This window comes from Sapientia aquatica, from assembly GCF_004358105.1.
Taxonomy (GTDB): domain Bacteria; phylum Pseudomonadota; class Gammaproteobacteria; order Burkholderiales; family Burkholderiaceae_D; genus Solimicrobium; species Solimicrobium aquaticum.
Window position 1 is genome coordinate 91,644 of record NZ_SMYL01000009.1, and the last position, 19,525, is coordinate 111,168.

Genomic DNA, 19,525 nt, shown 5'->3' on the forward strand with positions numbered 1-19,525 from the left:
CTTACAAAAAGCCGCTTAATCAATGACTTAGCTAAACATCACGGCGTCATTGCATCGATCAGCGCCTTTGCCCATTCATTTCCGTCTCAAATCCCGCCATGACCGCACCTAAAAATCTGTTCTCCTATCCTGCTTATCGTGAAAAAACGGCCAAGCCTGCGCCCTTTTTGCCGATGTCACGCGCCGAAATGGACGCGCTTGGGTGGGATAGCTGCGACGTGATTTTGGTAACCGGTGACGCCTACATTGATCACCCAAGCTTTGGTATGGCCTTGGTTGGGCGTTTGCTTGAATCGCACGGATTTCGGGTCGGTATTATCAGCCAACCCGATTGGCGCTCGGTCGATGACTTTCAAGCTTTAGGCAAACCAAATCTGTATTTCGGCATTACCGCTGGCAACATGGATTCCATGGTCAATCGCTACACTGCTGACCGCAAAATCCGCTCAGACGACGCCTACACACCGAATGGCGAAGCGGGAAAACGGCCTGATCGCGCAGTCATGGTGTATGGTCAAAAAGTGCGCGAAGCCTATCCTGGCGTGGCCGTTGTTGCCGGAAGTATCGAAGCCAGCTTGCGCCGCATCGCGCATTACGATTACTGGTCAGACACCGTGCGCCGCTCGATTTTGCTCGATTGCAAAGCCGATATTTTATTGTTCGGCAATGCCGAACGTGCCCTGTTAGCGCTCACCCATCGCATGGCGGCGGGCGAAAAAATCAGCACGATACGCGATTTGCGCGGCAGCGCTTTTATCGTCCCAAGTGGCTGGAAACCTGCGCCCGATTGGATTGAAACTCACTCGGTCAAAGTCGATACTCCCGGCAAAATCGAAGAACACATCAACCCGTATTTAATGACTGGCGCCGAATCAACTGAGACGTGCGCAACTGCTGCTAGCGACGCGGCAGGCAAAGCGGAGACCGAAGCAGTAACGGTCAAACCGATCAAGATCATGAGCCGAGAAGAACGGTTAGCCAATAGCATTGCGATTCGTGAGCGCACCGTTTTGCGCCTGCCGTCCTATGAAGAAGTCAAAGACGATCCCGTCATGTACGCCCATGCTTCGCGCGTATTTCACTTGGATTCCAATCCGGGCAACGCCCGCGCCTTGGTCCAAGCGCACGGCAATCGAGATGTATGGATGAACCCACCACCGCTGCCCTTAGCCATGGATGAGATGGATGGCGTGTACGACATGGCCTATGCGCGTGCACCGCATCCGAGTTACGGCAATGCCAAAATCCCGGCTTGGGACATGATTCGTTTTTCCGTCAATATCATGCGCGGTTGCTTTGGTGGCTGCACCTTCTGTTCGATCACCGAGCACGAAGGCCGCATTATCCAAAGCCGCTCCGAGCCATCGATTCTGAAAGAAATCGAAGAAATCCGCGACAAGGTCAAAGGCTTTACCGGCGTGATTTCTGATTTGGGCGGCCCAACCGCCAATATGTACCGCTTGGCGTGCAAAGAGAAAAGCATCGAGGAATCTTGCCGCCGCTTGTCCTGCGTGTACCCAACGATTTGCTCTAACTTGGGCACCGATCACAGCAAACTGATTTCGCTGTACCGCAAAGCCCGCGCGATTCCTGGCGTCAAAAAGATTTTAATTAGCTCCGGCCTGCGCTACGACTTGGCGGTGAAATCGCCCGAATACGTGAAAGAATTAGTCACGCATCACGTTGGCGGCTTGTTGAAAATCGCGCCAGAACATTCGGAAACTGGCCCATTATCCAAGATGATGAAACCGGGCATGGGCGCGTACGATGAATTCAAAGCGATGTTCGAAAAGTATTCCAAAGAAGCGGGCAAGCAGCAGTATTTAATCCCCTACTTCATTGCAGCGCATCCCGGCACGACCGACGAAGATATGTTGAATTTGGCGCTGTGGTTGAAGAAAAATAATTTCAAATTGGATCAGGTACAAACCTTTATGCCAACGCCTATGGCGCTGGCCACGGCGATGTATCACAGCCGTAAAAATCCATTGAAGAAGGTCACCGAAGATTCAGAAACGGTGGAAACAGTGCGTACCGGTCGCATTCGTCGTTTGCACAAAGCGCTGCTGCGTTATCACGATCAAGATAACTGGCCTATCATCCGCGAAGCGTTGGTACGTATGGGACGGCGCGATTTGATTGGCAGTGGCGATAAACATTTAGTGCCATCGGAACATTCACCATTAGCGGTCAAACTGGCGGCAGTAAAACGCCATCAAAAACCGTTAGTCGCACAAAATGCGAAAGCCTTCGCTGCTGGAAAAGCGACGGCGCAAACCGTAAAGCACAGCACAACGAGCGTCAAAAATGGAGTCAAAGCAGCAGCCGCGAAACCAACTGCCGCCGCCAAAGGAATCGCTCGTCCAACGACGGCAAAGCGTCCTACAACGGCGACACCGCAAGCAGGCGCGCGACGCACAGGTAACAAAGCTGCGGGCCGATAATCCAACTGGCTAAAAAGTAGAGCAAACAAAAAAAGCACGAATTGATTTCGTGCTTTTTTTGTTTTCCAAATCAAATTAAAACCAGCGCAAATTGGTTCGCCCCAACTCAAATTAGTTGCGTATCGGTGTTCAACAAAACGCAGGGACTGCGGCAACGCAAGTTCCCATCTTCCCCGGAGGATTTGCCTCCCACTCGGTCAAACTGCCCTTTGCACGGGCCACCAATTTATAGGTCGGATAGGCAACGCCCGCGATCGGCGCATAGTGCTCAGCCGTAATCACGCCGTCTTGCACGACATAACCGCTGACACCATTTTTATTTTGCTCGTCGGCGGCAACCATGTCGATTTTCACTGGAATACCATGCAGACCTGAATTGCAGCCCTCATGCGTTCCTAATTGGGCGATACAGCTTTCCACTGCCGCTTTATACGTTTCCATCCCTAACAAAGTTGGACTGAATTGCTCTTTAGCCACATAACTCTGCGCATAAGGCACCGCAATGGCGACCAAAACTCCGATAAAGCCGATCAAACTCAGCATTTGAATTAACGTTAAACCTTGTTGTTTGATCTTCACTTGCAGCTCCTTTAATAAATTCTCCGACCGAATAAATAACATCCTTAATTTATTTTTCCCGTTTAAAGTAAACACAAAAAACTAGTTAAACAAAATTAAGAACGGCGTTAGTTGGTAAAATATTATTAAAGTTCCATTAAATTGAGTAAATTAACTTATTCGTTCGAGTTTTAGTTTTTGCGTGGACTAAACGTTGAACGAAAAAAAACACGGCGCACCGTGTTTTTCAAGACTGCCGCAGTACGAACGATTAATAACCAATCAGCTAAATCGTTCGTACAATACAACAGCCCATGTTGCCCCCGCAATCAACAAAGTCAACAAGACCGCGGCGCTGCCAAAATCCTTAGCGTTTTTCGACAAAGAATGGCGCTCCAACGAGACCCGATCAACCACCGCCTCGATCGCAGAATTAATCAATTCCACGATTAAAATCAGCAGCAAGACAACGATTAGCATCAGTTTTTGGTAAGCAGAAATTGGCAAAAGCAATGCAACAATAATTCCACACACCACCAACACCAATTCTTGCCGGAATGAATGTTCTTGCTTCCACGCGGTTTTAAAGCCATCAATCGAATAGAAGAAAGCGGAAAAAATCCGTTTTACGCCGCTTTTGCTTTTAAACTCACTAACCAGTTGAGGATCTTGTTCCGACATAAGGTGTATTTCCTATTAAATTACGGCCAATACTGGGAATATTGCTGCGATCAGCGGCGCGACATGGCACTGACGCGATCTTACCATTGTTAGAAATGAGTCTCTTAGATCAAGTATCGCGATAATAAAGCTCAAAAGAGACAAGAAAGTGACAAGCATCTTGAGCGAATCTAGAATATTTCCACCACAACACAAATCGCTTACCCTATTTTTCACATTGTGAGATAAAATAAATGCCGCATCGCACCAACCACATCGTGAAAAATGAATACCAGCACTTCCCAAAGCGAGACGAGTAAAACCTCCATCCAAGTCATCGAACGTATGATGTCCTTGCTCGACGCGCTAGCAACCTATCCCGATCCGGTCAGTTTAAAAGAGCTTTCAGCGGTGACCGGTCTGCATCCCTCGACTGCGCATCGCATCTTAAACGACATGGTCCTGACCCGCTTTGTTGATCGCTCTGAACCGGGAACCTATCGATTGGGCATGCGGCTTTTGGAATTAGGCAATATCGTAAAAAGCCGCTTAAACGTGCGTGAAGCCGCCATCGACGCCATGCGTTCACTGCATCGACAAACCCATCAAACAGTTAATTTATCGGTGCGTCAAGGCGACGAAATTGTGTATATCGACCGCGCCTTTTCTGAGCGTTCTGGAATGCAAGTGGTGCGCGCCATTGGTGGTCGTGCACCGCTGCATTTAACTTCCACCGGCAAATTATTTCTGTCGGTCGATGAGCCCAAAGCAATCCGCGCCTATGCCACTCGTACAGGTTTAGCAGGACATAATCGCAATTCCATCACCGACTTAGCCAAGTTAGAAAACGAGCTACAACAAGTACGCCTACTAGGCTATGCACGCGACAATGAAGAATTAGAATTGGGAGTGCGCTGTATGGCCGCAGGCATTATGGACGATAGCGGTAAGTTGATTGCCGGCTTGTCTATTTCCGCTCCAGCGGATCGACTAATGGAAGATTGGCTTGAGCCCTTAGTCGCCACGGCCAATCAAATCTCCGCCACCCTGGGATTTGAGCTAGGACGATAAAAAAAGCGGATTATCAAAATCCGCTTTTTTGTTCACTTAGCTGCGCTGCTGTACTTACTGCACATCCGCTTTCGCGGTCGTATGAATTCCCTCAAGCCACTTGCGAATCCGCCCAGCATCGGCAAAGCGTGAATACTTGCCTTTAGAATCCAAAAACACCATTACAATCGCGCGGCCATCGATCATTGCTTGCATCACTAAGCAGCGACCTGCCTCAGAAATATAACCGGTTTTTTGCAGACCAATTTCCCAATCCGAACTCGACGTTAAGCGGTTGGAACTCGCGTACTCTAAGTTACGTCCGCCGGGCGCTACAACGTACTTGGTATCGGTTGAATACTGACGAATTAAGGGCTGCGAATAAGCTGCTGTAACGAGTTTTGCTAAATCTTGTGCGCTAGCCACGTTTTGACTGTTCAACCCAGTCGGATCGGCATAGCGCGTATCGTTCATTCCCAATTGCTTGGCTTTGGCATTCATCGCAGCGATGCAGGCTTGCAATCCACCTGGATAATTACGCCCCAAGGCCGAAGCAGCGCGATTTTCTGAACTCATTAGCGCGATGTGCATCATGTCGGAACGTTTTAATTTAGCGCCGACTTTTAAGCGCGAGCTGCTGCCTTTTTCCGTATCGATATCCGCATTGGTTACTTCCAATACTTCATCCATGTCCTGATTTGCTTCGAGCACCACTAAGCTTGTCATCAATTTAGTGATCGACGCCATAGGCAAGGAGACGGAGGAATTCTTTTCAAACAAAACTTGTGAGCTGGCTTGATCAACGACCAATGCAGCGTTGGATTTCAACGCTAATGGATCAGACGTACGTTGTAAGCCTTCCAAATCGCCGATGCTAGGCTTGTCGGGCGCCTCAACCGCATTTTTAGTTGATTTTGCTTTAGTCGATTTTTTTGCGACTTTTTTCGTGGTAGTTTTGGATGGCTTGGTCGATTTTTTGGGCGCAGCTTTTGCGCTGGAAGAAGCGGCGGCAGTCGTTGCTGCTGGCGAAGCAGTAGAATTTGAAGGTGCTGTTTGAGATTGCGTTTGAGCGATGGTGGGACTGGTAATCGCTAAAGCCGCGATAAATGCCGTGAAAAATTTCAGCATTTGATTCTCCTGACGATGATTTTACATTAGCCGGAGTGTAGCAAATTTCTGATTTTTTACAAGAGAATTACCAAAAAATTATAAATAAATGAAGGACTTATTGGGTTTTCTTAAAAAGAATCACAACATTGTAAAACGATAATGGGCGGGTAGTTTGCATGATCGCTCACCACTACCGCGCCCATTATTGAACCTAATTTGAACCTAATCGACACTTATAAAAATTTAATCATCGACAAATCACGTTCTGTCACCAGCGAATTTTCAATTTTGCTTGGATCGGCATAACCCAACGACATTCCACAGACCACCATTTCTTGATCTGGCAAATTCAGTGTTTTTTGAATGATTTGGTGATATTGGGTAAACGCTGCCTGGGGACAAGTATCCAAGCCGCGCGCTTTTGCAGCCAACATCACGTTTTGCAAATACATCCCATAATCCAGCCAAGAGCCTTGCTGCATGACGCGATCAATCGTAAAAATCAACCCAACCGGCGCATCAAAAAAAGTGTAGTTGCGTCCATGCTGGGCATGCATCCCGGCCTTATTCTCACGCCCCAAGCCAAGCAAAGAATACAAATCCCAGCCCACTTTGCGACGACGCTCTAAATAAGGGCTTAGCCATTGCACTGGGTAGTAGTTGTATTCCTCTTTGTAGGTATTGTTGGGATTGTTGTGCGCCTGCAGAATCTCATCGCTTAATTGCTGTTTGATTCCGCCTGTGAGCACATACACTTTCCAAGGCTGGGTATTCGTACCCGATGGTGCACGTGCAGCAATTTCCAAAATTTTCTGGATATCTTCCCTCTCAACCGGTTTGCTCAAAAAAGCCCGAATCGAGCGCCTAGCCGCAATAACTTCATCAACTATTTTCTGTTCAGCTGTTTCAATCATAGTGTTCCTCTGCCTCGGTTAAAAAAGAAAATAACGCTAAATCAATTAGTAGCACTTCATCACGTTGTCACATAGTCGGTGGATTATAGACTTAGTTGTTGTTTCTCCGCTTGCACTGAAATTGCTCTAAAGAACATAGAAATCGGGTTTTGACGAAACGCAACACTTTTTGGTGCAGCGCACAAAAAAGTACTTGACACGTTTTTTTATTTCACTAAAATAGCAATTGTTGCGCTGCACAATAATTAAAGCACTTGAATTTAAAACAGAAAACGTAACACAGCAAATATCAAACTTTTTTTCACATTTACCTTAAAAGGGGAATTTTATGTTTACATTACCTGAACAGTTTTCTGCGGCAACTAAAGCTAACTTCGATGCTCAACTCGCTATATTGTCCGCATTCACCAGCAAAGCTATCGAAAGCGTTGAAAAAGTTGTTGAATTAAACTTGACCGTCGCTAAAACATCGTTCGAAGAATCCAACGCTGCAGCCAAGCAATTGTTGGCAGCTAAAGATGCGCAAGAATTCTTGAACCTGACCACAGCGCACGCACAACCAAACGCTGACAAAGCTTTGGCATACGCTCGTCACTTAGCATCTATCTCTGCTGGCGCTCAAGCAGAATTCGCTAAAACAACCGAAGCTCACGTTGCTGAAACTAACCGTAAAGTTGTTGCTTTCGTTGAAGAAATTTCAAAAAACGCACCAGCAGGTTCCGAAAACGCAATTGCAATTTTGAAATCAGCAATCGGCAATGCTAACGCAAGCTACGACCAATTCAGCAAAACAACTAAGCAAGCTGTTGAAACTTTAGAAGCAAATTTGAACACAGCCGTAAATCAAATTTCTCAAGCAGCAACTAAAGCAGCGCCGCGCGCAGCTAAAAAAGCTCAGTAATTTTGTTTAATTGCCCTCACTAAACCGAGGGCAAAACACCAGTTGTCTCCTTGGTGCTTATTAAAGATGAGCCCCAATTTACCCCGATTTATTCGGGGTATTTTTTTGCCTGAGGCATCGGCATTCTTCCTTGCTGATCTCATATCTGCGACGAAAGAACACAAATTTATGCATAACCAAATGCGAATCCATTCGTTCCATGCGCCAATACAAACTCGTATCCTTCGACGTATTGAGTTAAAACGAAGAGGTTTTCATGGCTTTTGCTGCTTTGCAGAAATACATTACGCATCTGTACACGACCAAAAGTGCTAACACTAATATTTGGATAAATGACGCCGGACAAGCGCAGGGGCGGTATTTTCAGAGTACCTTGACTAGCGTGTTCCAGCCGATTCGGTCTAGCTTTGGGCTGCCGGTTGTGGGCTACCAAGGACTGGCTCGTAGTTATTTAAGTAATCAGGAAACGTCTGAGGGCTTGAGTTTGTGGCGTTTGTTGGATCATTCGGCGAATGATGATGAATCAATCGAGCTTGATCGCTTATGCCGCCTCATCCATGCGATTAACTTTTACCGCCAGCCACAGGCTTTCGGGCAGGATTTGTATTTGAATGTGCATTCGCGTTTGCTCGCAGCTATTCAGCAAAATCACGGTGCGTCGTTTCGGCATATTTTGGATACCTTAGAGTTGCCGCATCAGCACATCGTTTTAGAATTGCCTGCCATTACCCCAAATCAGCGTTGGATCATGACGCACGTGGCGGACAATTATCGGCGCAATGGCTTTCGGATTGCGCTTAATTTGACTTCGGCAGAGCAAGGTATTGAATTAGTCAAACAAGGTTATGTGGACGCGGTGAAGATTGATGGCTCAGCAAATATTGATTTGGCGTCAATCGAGAAACTGCTGGCGGTCAGTGAGCGAAATAGAACAAACGTCATCGTTAAGCGCCTTGAGCATGAGCCCCATTACCGCGCTATCGAGCAATTGTCGCAGCGGATAAAACGGGAAGTCTTGCTGCAGGGCTTCCTATTTGATCAACCGTCCTCGTCGTTATTCAGCCAACCGATTAAACATTTGTCGGGTAAAACTTGCTCAAAATGCCACGCTGCATAACTCCCCCCTCGCGAAAATTGACGGTTGAGCGTTTTAAATTTTCTTTATGCAAAAAAGTAGTAAGGAAATAGAAAATCAATCGTTTTATCTATGATACTCATATGCAATGATGCACGCCTAACCAAAATTTGGTAAGCAGCGTGACACTTGGCAATGCAGGTGCGCGTTCATTACTTAACCGGCCTGCTCAAATCTATGAACTTTCAACAATTACGCTCGATCCGCGCGGCCTCGCGCTGCGGATTTAATTTAACTGAAGTTGCCAACACACTTTTCACTTCGCAACCTGGCGTTAGTCGTCAAATCCGCGAAGTTGAGGAGGAATTGGGTGTAGAGATTTTTGAACGCAATGGCAAGCGCTTAACTGGCTTAACCGAGCCTGGCAAAGGGATTTTGGTCATCATAGAGCGGTTGCTCATTGAGGCCGAAAATCTGCAACGCGCTAGCGACGATTATGCTGACCACACCAAAGGTACACTCACGATTGCGACCACGCACACGCAAGCGCGTTATGTGTTGCCGTCAGTGGTGCAAGCTTTCCGTGATTCCTTTCCCGATGTGCGCATCGCTTTGCAGCAAAGTTCGCCAGAACACATTGCGGATTTAGTATTGTCAGGTAAGGCCGATATTGGCATTGCCACCGAAGGGTTAAGCCAGTACAAAGATTTAGCCTCGTTTGCTTGCTATGAATGGAATCACGAATTAGTCGTGCCGGATGGCCATCCCTTGCTAGCCTTCGCCAACAACAATGAATACCTAACTTTGCGCGATTTAGCGACGTGGCCATTGATTACTTACGATGTCGGCTTTACGGGTCGTGGACACATCGACGAAGCATTCAGGTTGGCGGGTGAGCGGCCTGATATTGTTCTAACTGCGATGGATGCTGACGTAATTGCGCAATATGTTACGTTGGGCATGGGCGTGGGAATTGTGGCTTCGATGGCAGGTGATTCATTGCGTGCGCAGGGATTGAAAACCGTGCCGACGCAAAATTTATTTGCGCCTAACGTTACTCGTTTAGCGGTCCGACGAGGAACCTATTTACGTAGTTATGTGATCGATTTTATTCAACAGTTTTCACCGAAGTTGTCGCGCGAGGCGATTCAAAAAGAAGTGGAAGCAAGTTGAAAGGAAACTGTGATTTGACTTACGTTGATATTACCGACGAGGCATTTAAATAAAAAAATAGATTAGTGATGCGCTAATCTATTTTTTATTTACCGGCCGTTTCTTGGCTAGGGATTCGATGCGTTGGACTTCACGGCTTAGCTTGGTATAGTACCAAAGCTGTTACCGTGCGCGCTTGCGGCGATCCATCCGCAGCAAATGTTTCAAATACATTTTTGACTTGGGTTTTCAACTCTGGGCAATACCAAACGGTGTTAACAGTATCGCCTGTGGAAGCTGGCGAATCGGTAGTCCAATTGGATTTATATTCAATCTTAATTGCCTTCACTTTGCCGGAAGCAATCTCAACCGTTTCCCAGCCTTTTACCTCCGCGTTAATATTGGTTGTCATTATTTGCGGCGCGGCGTTAGGTGCTGAAGGAGCCAATTCAGCCCGGAACTGGAAGGACCATTTTTTACCAGGCTGCAGAGGCCATTGGTACCAAAGTTTGGTCATTTTTTCGCCATGGAAAATAACTGTCTCATTCAAATCAGCGCGGCCGGTCATTTCCGACGATTGGGGTTTCATAATTTCGCCGTTATTCGAAATATTGGTTGTTTCAAATGACCGTCGAACAAAATCTCCACTAACGCCTAAAATTTTGACGGTAAAGCGTTGAGAAACCTTATCGGTCCATAAATCTCTTTTCTGATATTCCCATTTTTCTCCTCCAACAAAAGTAGGCGCATCAACACTTTGTGCGTGAGCCAAATTAAGTGTGGCTAAAAATAACACTGCTATACGGAGTATTTTTGAATTTATAAATCGCATTCTGATCTCTTTAAAAGGAGTTTGAATAGGGGCCGAATTGACTAGAGCGAGCAGATAAAAGTTTAAAGCAATTAACACCAACAAACCCAACACTAAGCCAGATTTAACAACTACTTTAACGACATCGCTTTACCGCGCAACAATCATAACTTAATGACCTAAGTTAATGTTAAAAACTACAGTCAATTAAACATAATTCTGCAGCACCAAACTGGGCCAATCCCTATAAGAGGACTTTGCCGCTCAAATAAAGCGGCTCTTTCGGCTGAACTAGGCAAACCTCAGCGCGCCGGTTAGGTCGCCCGGTGGTAGCGCACCGCGTGCTGCAAAGGCTGCATTGCGCGTGGCGATTCCTTCTAAGACCGGCAGATCATGCAAGCGCGTGATAAAACGCAAGATCGACGTGGTGTCATAAAACGTATGATCGACATTACCCTTTTTAGCAAAAGGCGAAACGATGATTGCTGGAACTCGGGTTCCTGGGCCCCAACGATCACCTTTGGGCGGTGCGACGTGATCCCACCAACCGCCGTTTTCATCAAAGGTAATCACGACCAACATATTCTTCCATTGCGGGCTGTGTTTTAAATGCTCTATCACGTTCACCACGTGCTGATCGCCCGATTCAATATCGGAATAACCCGCATGCATATTTAAATTACCTTGCGGCTTGTAGAAAGTCACCGCAGGCAGTTTTCCCGCGACCACATCTGCTAAAAATTTATTCGAAATCGGACTGTCTCCCGTGCCGCCATCGCGCAAATGTTGGGCGCGCGCTGCTGTACCGGGAGCGAATTGCTGAAAATAATTGAACGGCTGGTGATGATATTGAAAATTAGGACGCGGGCCGCCGCCTTTGCTATCCAAGGCTTCTTGCCACGCACCGGCGTACCACGCCCACGAAACGCCTTTTTGGGACAATACATCACCGATCGTTGCGTAATTTTGCGGAGGCAAGGTGCTGGCGTTATTGGGGTCCGCCAAGTGCGGATCGCCATTGTCAGCAGGTTTTATATAGCTGGGCTGAAAAGGCGGCGCCATTGTGTTAATCGCGTAACCATCCGGTGTAATTGCGCCGTCGCGCACGTATTTTGGCTTACCGTCGATTGCCGAAGCGGGGCTATCCTTATCTAGCGCCAATCGGGTGCCGGTTGGGCCATCTTCGGTCACGGCGATTTTATTTTTTGCTGGACTATTTTCTGCGTCAGGATAAAAAGGTGCGCGCGCGGAAATCAAAAACTGGTGATTCAAATACGAGCCGCCAAAGGCACTCATAAAGAAGTGATCGCACATCGTATATTGCTGGGCGACTTGCCATAAACCGAGGTTACGTTGCGTTGCACCGTAATGCCCCATCACCAAGCCGCCTGAATCGGCCCACGCGACAAATTGATCATTCTTGCCACCATTGATCTGCATCTGATTTTGATAAAACAGATGGCATAAATCGCGAGTGATTAAACCTTCCGGAAGTGGCTTGCCTTCACCATCCGTTAACGCAAACGGTGCATTGGGTAAACCACTAATGTTGTTCTCGTCAATGTGGTATTGCTTGCCGCCCAAAGTCTGCGACTGGGGTACCAAGCCACCCCAAATTTTGGGCAACTCGCTCAAAACTTGACCGTTACGATCTTTTTGTTGATATTCCGCCACGCTGAGGTCTGAGAGCGATTTAGATTCGCCGGGGAAATTGGCGAATAAGTTGGTGAAGCTGCGGTTTTCAAGATAAATGACGACCACATTTTTAATATTCGCCTTTAACTTTGCGCTCAACGAAGTACCGATTGTAGCCGCCACTTGGGGCTCAGCCGTGCCCGCTAACGCACCAACGCTACTAAGTGCACTCGCGGCAGCGCCTGCCTGCAACAAGCGGCGGCGTGATGGATTTTGAACGATGTCAGGATTGGTCGCGATAGGCGATTGATCTTTATTTTGCATAGTCATTTCCTTTAAGTAGCAGTTGCGGTAGGGCTTGGTCGTGCTAATTTGCACTAGCTGGTGCAAGTACTACAACGTCAATCAAACAAACAATGGGGTGGATATGAGTACTTCGCCGCAAACTAGTTGCGGACTGCAGCCTAGTTACAATTGAGTTGACTGTGCTAACGCGCGGCGTGAAATAAAAAAATCCGCCGCAGCGGATTTTTAAGCGTTCACTAGTTCAGCTTAGCAGCGTGTTCTCTGGTGGCATGAAACACGACTTGCGGCCAACGTTCTTGCGTCAATTTTAGATTCACGCCCGAGGTAGCGAGATAAGCCAAATTACCTGCCGCGTCGTGAGCTAAGTTATGTCCCGCGCTAGAGTTTTGGAAGTCGGCCATGATTTTTTTATCGTCGCAACTCACCCAACGAGCGCTGCTGATGCTGGTTCCTTCGAACACCGCATCCACTCCGTATTCATTGAGCAAGCGACTGGCAACGACTTCAAACTGCAACACACCGACCGCGCCCAGCACCAAATCGGCGTTATTGGTTGGCTTAAATACTTGCACCGCGCCCTCTTCACCCAATTGCTGCAAACCTTTGTGCAACTGCTTAATTTTGAGCGGATTACGAATGCGCACCGAGCGGAAAAAATCCGGGGCGAAATACGGGATACCGGTGAATTGCAGCAATTCGCCTTCCGAGAAACTGTCACCGATTTGCATGTTGCCATGATTGGGCAAACCGATAATATCGCCGGCAAATGCTTCTTCAACTTGTTCGCGGCTCGACGCCATGAAGGTGACGACTGACGACACTTTGACTTCACGATTCAAACGCAAATGCTTGAGCTTCATGCCGCGCTCGAAGTGACCTGAGCAGACACGCAAAAACGCAATACGATCGCGATGCGCTGGGTCCATGTTGGCTTGAATCTTAAAGACGAAGCCAGAAAACGGTGCCTCAGTTGGCGCAACTGAGCGCACTGTAGCGTCGCGTGGACGTGGCGCTGGAGCCCATTCGATTAATGCATTTAAAATTTCGCGCACACCGAAGTTATTGATGGCCGAACCAAAAAATACGGGCGTCTGCGTACCAGCTAAAAACGCATCCAGATCAAATGGATGCGACGCGCCATGCACTAATTCGACTTCCATTTTGAGCTGTTCAATTTCAAGCGGGAACATCGCGGCTAAGCGCGGATTATCGATTCCTTTAAGCACTTCAAATTCTTGGTCAGCACGATCGTTACCGGCCGTAAACAGCATGATTTCGTCGCGCAAAATATGGTACACACCGCGGAAATTTTTACCCATGCCGATGGGCCAAGTGACGGGCGCGCATTGGATTTTTAAGACCGATTCCAACTCGTCTAATAATTCCAACGGATCACGTGTTTCGCGATCCATTTTATTGACGAAGGTAATAATCGGCGTATTACGCATGCGGCAAACATTGAGCAGTTTAAGCGTTTGTTCTTCCACACCCTTGGCGGCATCAATCACCATCAAAGCGGAATCAACAGCGGTTAAAACGCGGTAGGTATCTTCCGAAAAATCTTGGTGGCCTGGCGTGTCGAGCAAATTGACCACGTGATCTTTGTAGTCGAACTGCATCACCGAACTGGCGACCGAAATCCCACGCTGCTTTTCAATATCCATCCAGTCGGATGTAGCGTGACGTCCGCTTTTACGCCCTTTTACCGTCCCCGCTAATTGAATCGCGCCAGAAAACATCAACAGCTTTTCGGTCAACGTCGTTTTACCCGCATCAGGATGGGAAATAATGCCAAAAGTGCGGCGGCGCGCGACTTCACGCACAACTTCTTTGTGCGCTGAGGTGCTTACTTCGACGGCTTGGGGAGGATTCTGGGGAGTTTGGTCGGACACAATTAACGATCTTGGCAAAAGGTGAGCAGTCTAACGTTTTTAGCTACTAAAGTCGATTGACGAAAAGCTATGCTTACGACTGCTTTAAGGGAGGGGATTACGGCTTTTTAGGTGGTTCGGGGATCAAACAAGCATCGACGATTTGCAAGTCGTTATCTTTGGCAAAATTCACCACAAAATGGTAGGCCAAGGGCTCGATCTCACGCAGCGCGTGATCAACCACCACCGAGCGCACACCGTTTAACAAAATGGGACGCACAAATTCCGAATAATGCAGATGGCTTTGCTGGCGGCCACTGTCGCGCCGAAAGCACGACATGGCGCCGCTTAATCGTTCAGACCAATCACTAGGGCGAAATTGTTTTCCGTCGCTAGTCAGTCCTAGGATAAAGAATTCACTGGTTGGCTTGTTTTGAATACTATCGACCATCAGGGGAATCGCCTTTGCTACGATGACGCACTAATTAGAGCAATGAATACAGCTTTGGATCACAAGGCTGAGAACATAACTGACAACACGGATCAGAATGTAACCCAGTCAGCCAAGTTAGTATTATATCTTATAGTTTTACTTCATAGAAATATCCTTATAAATCAACGACTTACAGCAGCGTCAGCATAATGATTTATTGGATTGTGTAATTTTAATAACTTTATGATATAACCCATTGATTTTATTAGGTTAAATGAGCAACCTTTCATGTTAAAAGTAGTAAAAAGTGCGGGGCAACTGCACAAAAACGTGACAAAATAGTTTCAAAAAAAACATGCTTCCGGTTGTTCTGTAACAGGAAAATCGACATATTGCTTATGTAACACCTAAATAGTAGTCTTACATAAGGAGTATCAAAATGGCACTAATAAAACGAGGCGACATATATCACGTTCGCGCCCAAGTCGCAGGCGTAATGATTGCAAGATCAACCAAAACAAAAAACAAGCGTATTGCAGAACAGTTGGAAGCTAAATGGATTTCAGAAGTGCATTCCGAAGTCGTAGTTGCTAACAGAATGCCAATAACTTTTGAAAAAGCTGTAATTAAATATGCTGAAAGTCGTCGGGGCACAAGAGTACATCACACTATAGCCAGCAAGTTCAAATTATTCAATGTATTTGCCAATCGCACATTGCACGAAATTAAAGCAGCCGAAGTAACTACAGCAGCTTGTGATTTAGTTAGTGTAACGGGTTATGCAATTAACACTGTCAACGTGTCTATTTTGTATTGGAACGCTTTACAAAACTTTTGCATCAAAAATGGCTACACTCCCGGCCCTAAAATTAAGCGATTAGCAGGGGCAAAGGGTCGCATACGCTTTTTAAGTGACGAAGAAGTAACTAAGCTAATGAAAGAATTAGACCCTGCTAATCCGTTTTATCGTAAGAAAGCATATGCACAAGAATCTTATGACTTTACTGTAGCCCTATTACACACCGGAGCACGTGACCAAGAAATATGCACACTTAAATTAAGTCAAATTGATTTAGGTAATAACACTATTACTATTCATCGTAGCAAAGGCGGCACAGATACAACAATAACTATGTCAAATACATTGCGTGAAGTTGTATTACGCAGAATAGCAACAAGCAAAGTTCCAAACATAGGCAAAACATTGCATGGTCGTGCAGATGAAGTTCATTTGTTCCCAGAACGCTGCAAACTAACTAAACATGGTAATGTAATGTTTATAGATGCTTGTGAACGTATAGGCATTACAGATGTGTCGTTGCATACTTTGCGGCACACCTTTGCTTGCAAGCTATTACGCAATGGTTTGTCATTAAATGAAGTTCAACATGCACTTGGACATAAGAACATTGCTTCAACTATGTGTTATGCACACATAGCACCTAACTTAACAGGTAATAGAATAGCTGCTGTATTCAATACTTAAACAAACTAAGTTTCAAAACAAAGCACCTTCGGGTGCTTTTTTAATAGGGATTTTTGGCCTATATAAGCATCTAAAGTGATAAAACAGGTAAATAAAAGTGTAGAAAGAAACTTATAGGAGACTACATCATGGCAATTTTATTTATAGTATTAAGTGGTATGTTGGTATTGTTAGTAATAGCAAAGATTATTAGCGACGCATATTCAGCAGCAGAACTAAGAGAATTAAAAGAACAATGGAACGATATCAAAGTTGGTGGAACTTTTAATAATGTAGGGCTTGATTTTGCCAATAGACAACTTGCAAAATATAATTCAGATCAATTAGCTTCTTGTGATGTTGAAATTGCAAAATATCAAGAATTGAAAGCAAGCCAAGAAAAAGAAAAAGCAGAATTAGAAGTTAAAGCAGAAGAAAAAGCAGTAGCCGACAATGCGGAAATGGACAAATACGAAGCAGCAAGGGCAAAACGCGCATCATTACCCGGCGTTAAATTAGGAATGTCTGAAAAGCAAGTCATCAATAAAACAAGTTGGGGCGCGCCAACAGATGTGAATACTACTATTACAGCGAGTGGAAAACGTGAACAGTGGGTTTATGGAGAACATGGCGGTTACTTATATTTTACTAATGGTATATTAACTGCAATTCAAAACTAATGATAATTCAACCTAATAAAAAAGCAGCCTAAGCTGCTTTTTTTATGAATCCTTTTTCTGTGTAGCTTGTTTTGCCCCTATTACTCCACCACACCCAACTAATACTTGCATAATTCCATTCGCAAAGTTTGTTATATCAGCATTTTTACTTAAATATAATCCATATCCTGCATAACCTAAATATGAAACGAATGCCACTGCTGCCATAAACTTAGCAATGCAGAAAGTTTCATTATCGTCTTCTGTAAAGATATTTTTTAAGAATTTCATTTATTTTGCGACCTAATTACATCTAATATTTCAATTCTTAAATCTTTAATATCTTGCCTAATTTCAGCAAATCCATTTTTTTGATCTGAACGTAATTCAGAAATATCTTTTTCAAAGCGAGCAACCGTCTTATCTAATTCGTCTTTGCTTGCCTTTACATTCATCTGTGTGGTTATGTTATTCATCATTGTCTCTGCACTAATAAATCTATTATCAATAGATTCTTTGTCACCCTTTCTAATCCAGCCAATAACACTACCGATTAGTGTTAAAACAGCCACCACCGCTATTATCGCTGTCCAAATAATCATTTCCATAGTGTTTTAATCCCTTAGCCTATAGCTTAAATTTACCAAGTTATTTATCCAAAATGGAACAAGGATAAATAACAGTGATGAATGCTATGTATATGGAGAATCTTACCAATGGCTAAGAACAGAGAATATAGAGAAGTACAAAAACAGGACGCTGAAACTCAGAAAGTTCCTCTCCTTCAACGACTATACGCAATGGCAGCTAGTGGACTAAGCAAACGAAGCATGGCTGCAAAAATTGGATTTACTTTAGAAGAATTTCAAGACCTACTTAATTACAAAGAGAAAGGTATTCAACGTTACCAAATGGCCTACGACGCTGGACGTGCTGTTTTCGAAGAAGAAAACATAGCAGTACTGGAGCAAGTATTAGAAACCGGCAGCGAAGGCATTAAAGCAAAAATCGCTCGTGACAACTTAAAAACATTAGAAGAATGGGCACCTGCAACTAAATCAGTAAAAGTAATTGTTGAAGATGCTGCGAATGTATTGTTGTTCGAAGCACTATCAGAAGAAGACCAGAACGCTATTAAAGCGTCACATACACCTAATGACGACACCGAAGAAGATCAAACATCAGAAGATTAAGCTTCTTCCCTTTCAAGAAAGTTTTGTAAACGATATCAGCTCTCCGCATATTGCACTTGTCGGTGGACTAGGCACAGGTAAAACGAAAGCAGCAGTATTCAAGACTCTTAAACTGCTACAAGAAAATCGCGGATGCAATGGAATCGGCTGCGAACCAACAGGACCACAGCTAGATATTTTCACTGAAGAAATGAATAAGACGTGTGCTGAGTACGGAATTAAATATTCCTATCGCGGTGCAGGTGCAGGTCATCCAGCATTTTATGAATTTGATTTTGGATATGGAAAGCAATTGCTTCGCCTAGTTTCAGCTAAGAATTACAAGGCAAGTTTAGTTGGATATAACGCTGCATTTGGATTTATTGACGAAGCCGACACAATAGAAAACAAAGAAGAAGGCAAGGCAATTTGGTATGCATTGAATGATCGCTTGCGTGATCCTAAAGCAAGCGTAATTCAATCATTCGTTACAAGCACACCGGAAGGTTATCACACTATCTATGACATTTTCGTCGCAACTGCTGCACCAGACGGAACTGTTCTTACTTCTAGAGAAAATCACAGAGTCATTCAAGTAAGCACTTTCGAAAACATTTATTTGAAACCTGCTTATGTTGAAGGTCAATTAGCACGTTACACACCACAACAAGCCCAAGCAAAAATTTACGGCAAATTCGTAAATTCATTTGGACAGCGAGTCTATGACTGTTTTGATAGAACAAAAAATACTACCACCGATACTTTAGAAAACTATCCACGAAATATTTTGCATGTTGGTATGGACTTTAACATCGGACAAATGAGTGCGACTGTTTCCATCATCAATGATAAGCAACAAGTAATGACACTCGATGAAATTACTGGTGAACAAACTACTGACACGATGATTGCTGCAATCAAGCGCAAATATCCAAACAGAATGATTTTGATTTACCCAGATACAAACGGCAAAAATCGAAGTGCAAATTCCAATGCTGATGAAACTTCAATTAATAAATTAAAGAATGCGTTTGGCCCACAAAGCTGCTTCTACAAGGGCAATAACCCTTCAATTTTCAAAGAGCGAGTTCCTGCTGTAAATGCGATGTTCAAAAATGCAAAAAGTGAACACCGTAGCTTTGTAAACCTTAACAAATGTCCTGTGTTGGTTAAAGGATTGGAACAGCAAGGTTACGTCAACGGAAAGCCAGATAAATCCAACGGACTCGATCACTGCTTAGATGCATTTGGATATTTCATGCATTACAGGTTTCCGATTATCGGTCAGCAAGGATTTATTGCAGTTTGA

At 45.1% G+C, this 19,525-nt stretch carries 19 protein-coding genes; 9 read left to right on the top strand and 10 right to left on the bottom strand.

Features of this window, described 5'->3' with window-relative positions; all coding sequences use genetic code 11:
• The first annotated feature begins 98 nt into the window (after positions 1 to 98).
• Positions 99 to 2,444, top strand: a complete 2,346-nt coding sequence (locus E2I14_RS15095; protein ID WP_133330013.1) for a YgiQ family radical SAM protein — start codon at positions 99 to 101, stop codon at positions 2,442 to 2,444.
• A gap of 129 nt (positions 2,445 to 2,573) precedes the next feature.
• Here E2I14_RS15095 and E2I14_RS15100 read toward each other — a convergent pair whose 3' ends face one another.
• On the bottom strand, positions 2,574 to 3,023 hold the full coding sequence (locus E2I14_RS15100) for a pilin (protein ID WP_133330015.1): 450 nt from the start codon (positions 3,021 to 3,023) through the stop codon (positions 2,574 to 2,576).
• 261 nt (positions 3,024 to 3,284) lie between these two features.
• Complete coding sequence (locus E2I14_RS15105) at positions 3,285 to 3,683, bottom strand: diacylglycerol kinase (protein WP_133330017.1); 399 nt, start codon at positions 3,681 to 3,683, stop codon at positions 3,285 to 3,287.
• A gap of 264 nt (positions 3,684 to 3,947) precedes the next feature.
• Between E2I14_RS15105 and E2I14_RS15110 the strand changes: the two genes are divergently transcribed.
• Positions 3,948 to 4,733: an IclR family transcriptional regulator gene (locus E2I14_RS15110; protein WP_133330019.1), complete on the top strand. Its 786-nt coding sequence runs from the start codon at positions 3,948 to 3,950 to the stop codon at positions 4,731 to 4,733.
• A gap of 54 nt (positions 4,734 to 4,787) precedes the next feature.
• On the opposite strand, the gene pbpG is transcribed toward E2I14_RS15110, so the two are convergent.
• Positions 4,788 to 5,840 (bottom strand): D-alanyl-D-alanine endopeptidase, encoded by a 1,053-nt coding sequence (pbpG, locus tag E2I14_RS15115; protein WP_133330021.1) that lies wholly within the window; start codon positions 5,838 to 5,840, stop codon positions 4,788 to 4,790.
• Positions 5,841 to 6,055: 215 nt separating this feature from the next.
• Positions 6,056 to 6,736, bottom strand: coding sequence for a nitroreductase (locus E2I14_RS15120; RefSeq protein ID WP_133330023.1), 681 nt, complete (start codon positions 6,734 to 6,736; stop codon positions 6,056 to 6,058).
• Between the two features lie 328 nt (positions 6,737 to 7,064).
• Between E2I14_RS15120 and phaP the strand changes: the two genes are divergently transcribed.
• The 3 genes from phaP (at position 7,065) to E2I14_RS15135 (ending at position 9,885) form a co-directional block, all read left to right on the top strand.
• The gene (gene phaP / locus E2I14_RS15125; RefSeq protein ID WP_133330025.1) at positions 7,065 to 7,637 is read left to right on the top strand and encodes a TIGR01841 family phasin; all 573 of its coding nucleotides are present in this window, start codon (positions 7,065 to 7,067) and stop codon (positions 7,635 to 7,637) included.
• Between the two features lie 256 nt (positions 7,638 to 7,893).
• Positions 7,894 to 8,754: an EAL domain-containing protein gene (locus E2I14_RS15130; RefSeq protein ID WP_133330026.1), complete on the top strand. Its 861-nt coding sequence runs from the start codon at positions 7,894 to 7,896 to the stop codon at positions 8,752 to 8,754.
• 195 nt (positions 8,755 to 8,949) lie between these two features.
• On the top strand, positions 8,950 to 9,885 hold the full coding sequence (locus tag E2I14_RS15135) for a CysB family HTH-type transcriptional regulator (protein ID WP_133330028.1): 936 nt from the start codon (positions 8,950 to 8,952) through the stop codon (positions 9,883 to 9,885).
• 130 nt (positions 9,886 to 10,015) lie between these two features.
• Here E2I14_RS15135 and E2I14_RS15140 read toward each other — a convergent pair whose 3' ends face one another.
• From E2I14_RS15140 to E2I14_RS15155, 4 genes are all read right to left on the bottom strand, one after another.
• Positions 10,016 to 10,696, bottom strand: coding sequence for a hypothetical protein (locus tag E2I14_RS15140; protein WP_133330030.1), 681 nt, complete (start codon positions 10,694 to 10,696; stop codon positions 10,016 to 10,018).
• Between the two features lie 270 nt (positions 10,697 to 10,966).
• Positions 10,967 to 12,634, bottom strand: a complete 1,668-nt coding sequence (locus E2I14_RS15145; RefSeq protein WP_133330032.1) for an acid phosphatase — start codon at positions 12,632 to 12,634, stop codon at positions 10,967 to 10,969.
• A 218-nt stretch (positions 12,635 to 12,852) separates the two neighbouring features.
• The gene (locus E2I14_RS15150; protein WP_133330165.1) at positions 12,853 to 14,439 is read right to left on the bottom strand and encodes a peptide chain release factor 3; all 1,587 of its coding nucleotides are present in this window, start codon (positions 14,437 to 14,439) and stop codon (positions 12,853 to 12,855) included.
• Between the two features lie 166 nt (positions 14,440 to 14,605).
• Positions 14,606 to 14,938 (bottom strand): DUF3579 domain-containing protein, encoded by a 333-nt coding sequence (locus E2I14_RS15155; RefSeq protein WP_133330034.1) that lies wholly within the window; start codon positions 14,936 to 14,938, stop codon positions 14,606 to 14,608.
• 421 nt (positions 14,939 to 15,359) lie between these two features.
• Between E2I14_RS15155 and E2I14_RS15160 the strand changes: the two genes are divergently transcribed.
• Positions 15,360 to 16,406: a tyrosine-type recombinase/integrase gene (locus tag E2I14_RS15160; protein WP_133330036.1), complete on the top strand. Its 1,047-nt coding sequence runs from the start codon at positions 15,360 to 15,362 to the stop codon at positions 16,404 to 16,406.
• A gap of 128 nt (positions 16,407 to 16,534) precedes the next feature.
• Entirely contained in the window at positions 16,535 to 17,065 is a 531-nt protein-coding gene (locus tag E2I14_RS15165) for a hypothetical protein (RefSeq protein ID WP_133330038.1), read from the top strand.
• Positions 17,066 to 17,107: 42 nt separating this feature from the next.
• On the opposite strand, the gene E2I14_RS15170 is transcribed toward E2I14_RS15165, so the two are convergent.
• Positions 17,108 to 17,335, bottom strand: coding sequence for a hypothetical protein (locus tag E2I14_RS15170; RefSeq protein ID WP_133330040.1), 228 nt, complete (start codon positions 17,333 to 17,335; stop codon positions 17,108 to 17,110).
• Entirely contained in the window at positions 17,332 to 17,652 is a 321-nt protein-coding gene (locus E2I14_RS15175) for a CCDC90 family protein (RefSeq protein WP_133330042.1), read from the bottom strand. The genes E2I14_RS15170 and E2I14_RS15175 overlap by 4 nt, the downstream gene beginning before the upstream one ends.
• Positions 17,653 to 17,760: 108 nt before the next feature.
• On the opposite strand from E2I14_RS15175, the gene E2I14_RS15180 reads away from it, so the two are divergent.
• Positions 17,761 to 18,237 (top strand): hypothetical protein, encoded by a 477-nt coding sequence (locus E2I14_RS15180; RefSeq protein WP_133330044.1) that lies wholly within the window; start codon positions 17,761 to 17,763, stop codon positions 18,235 to 18,237.
• The gene (locus E2I14_RS15185) at positions 18,200 to 19,525 is read left to right on the top strand and encodes a phage terminase large subunit family protein (RefSeq protein ID WP_165967856.1); all 1,326 of its coding nucleotides are present in this window, start codon (positions 18,200 to 18,202) and stop codon (positions 19,523 to 19,525) included. Before E2I14_RS15180 ends, E2I14_RS15185 begins: the two co-directional genes overlap by 38 nt.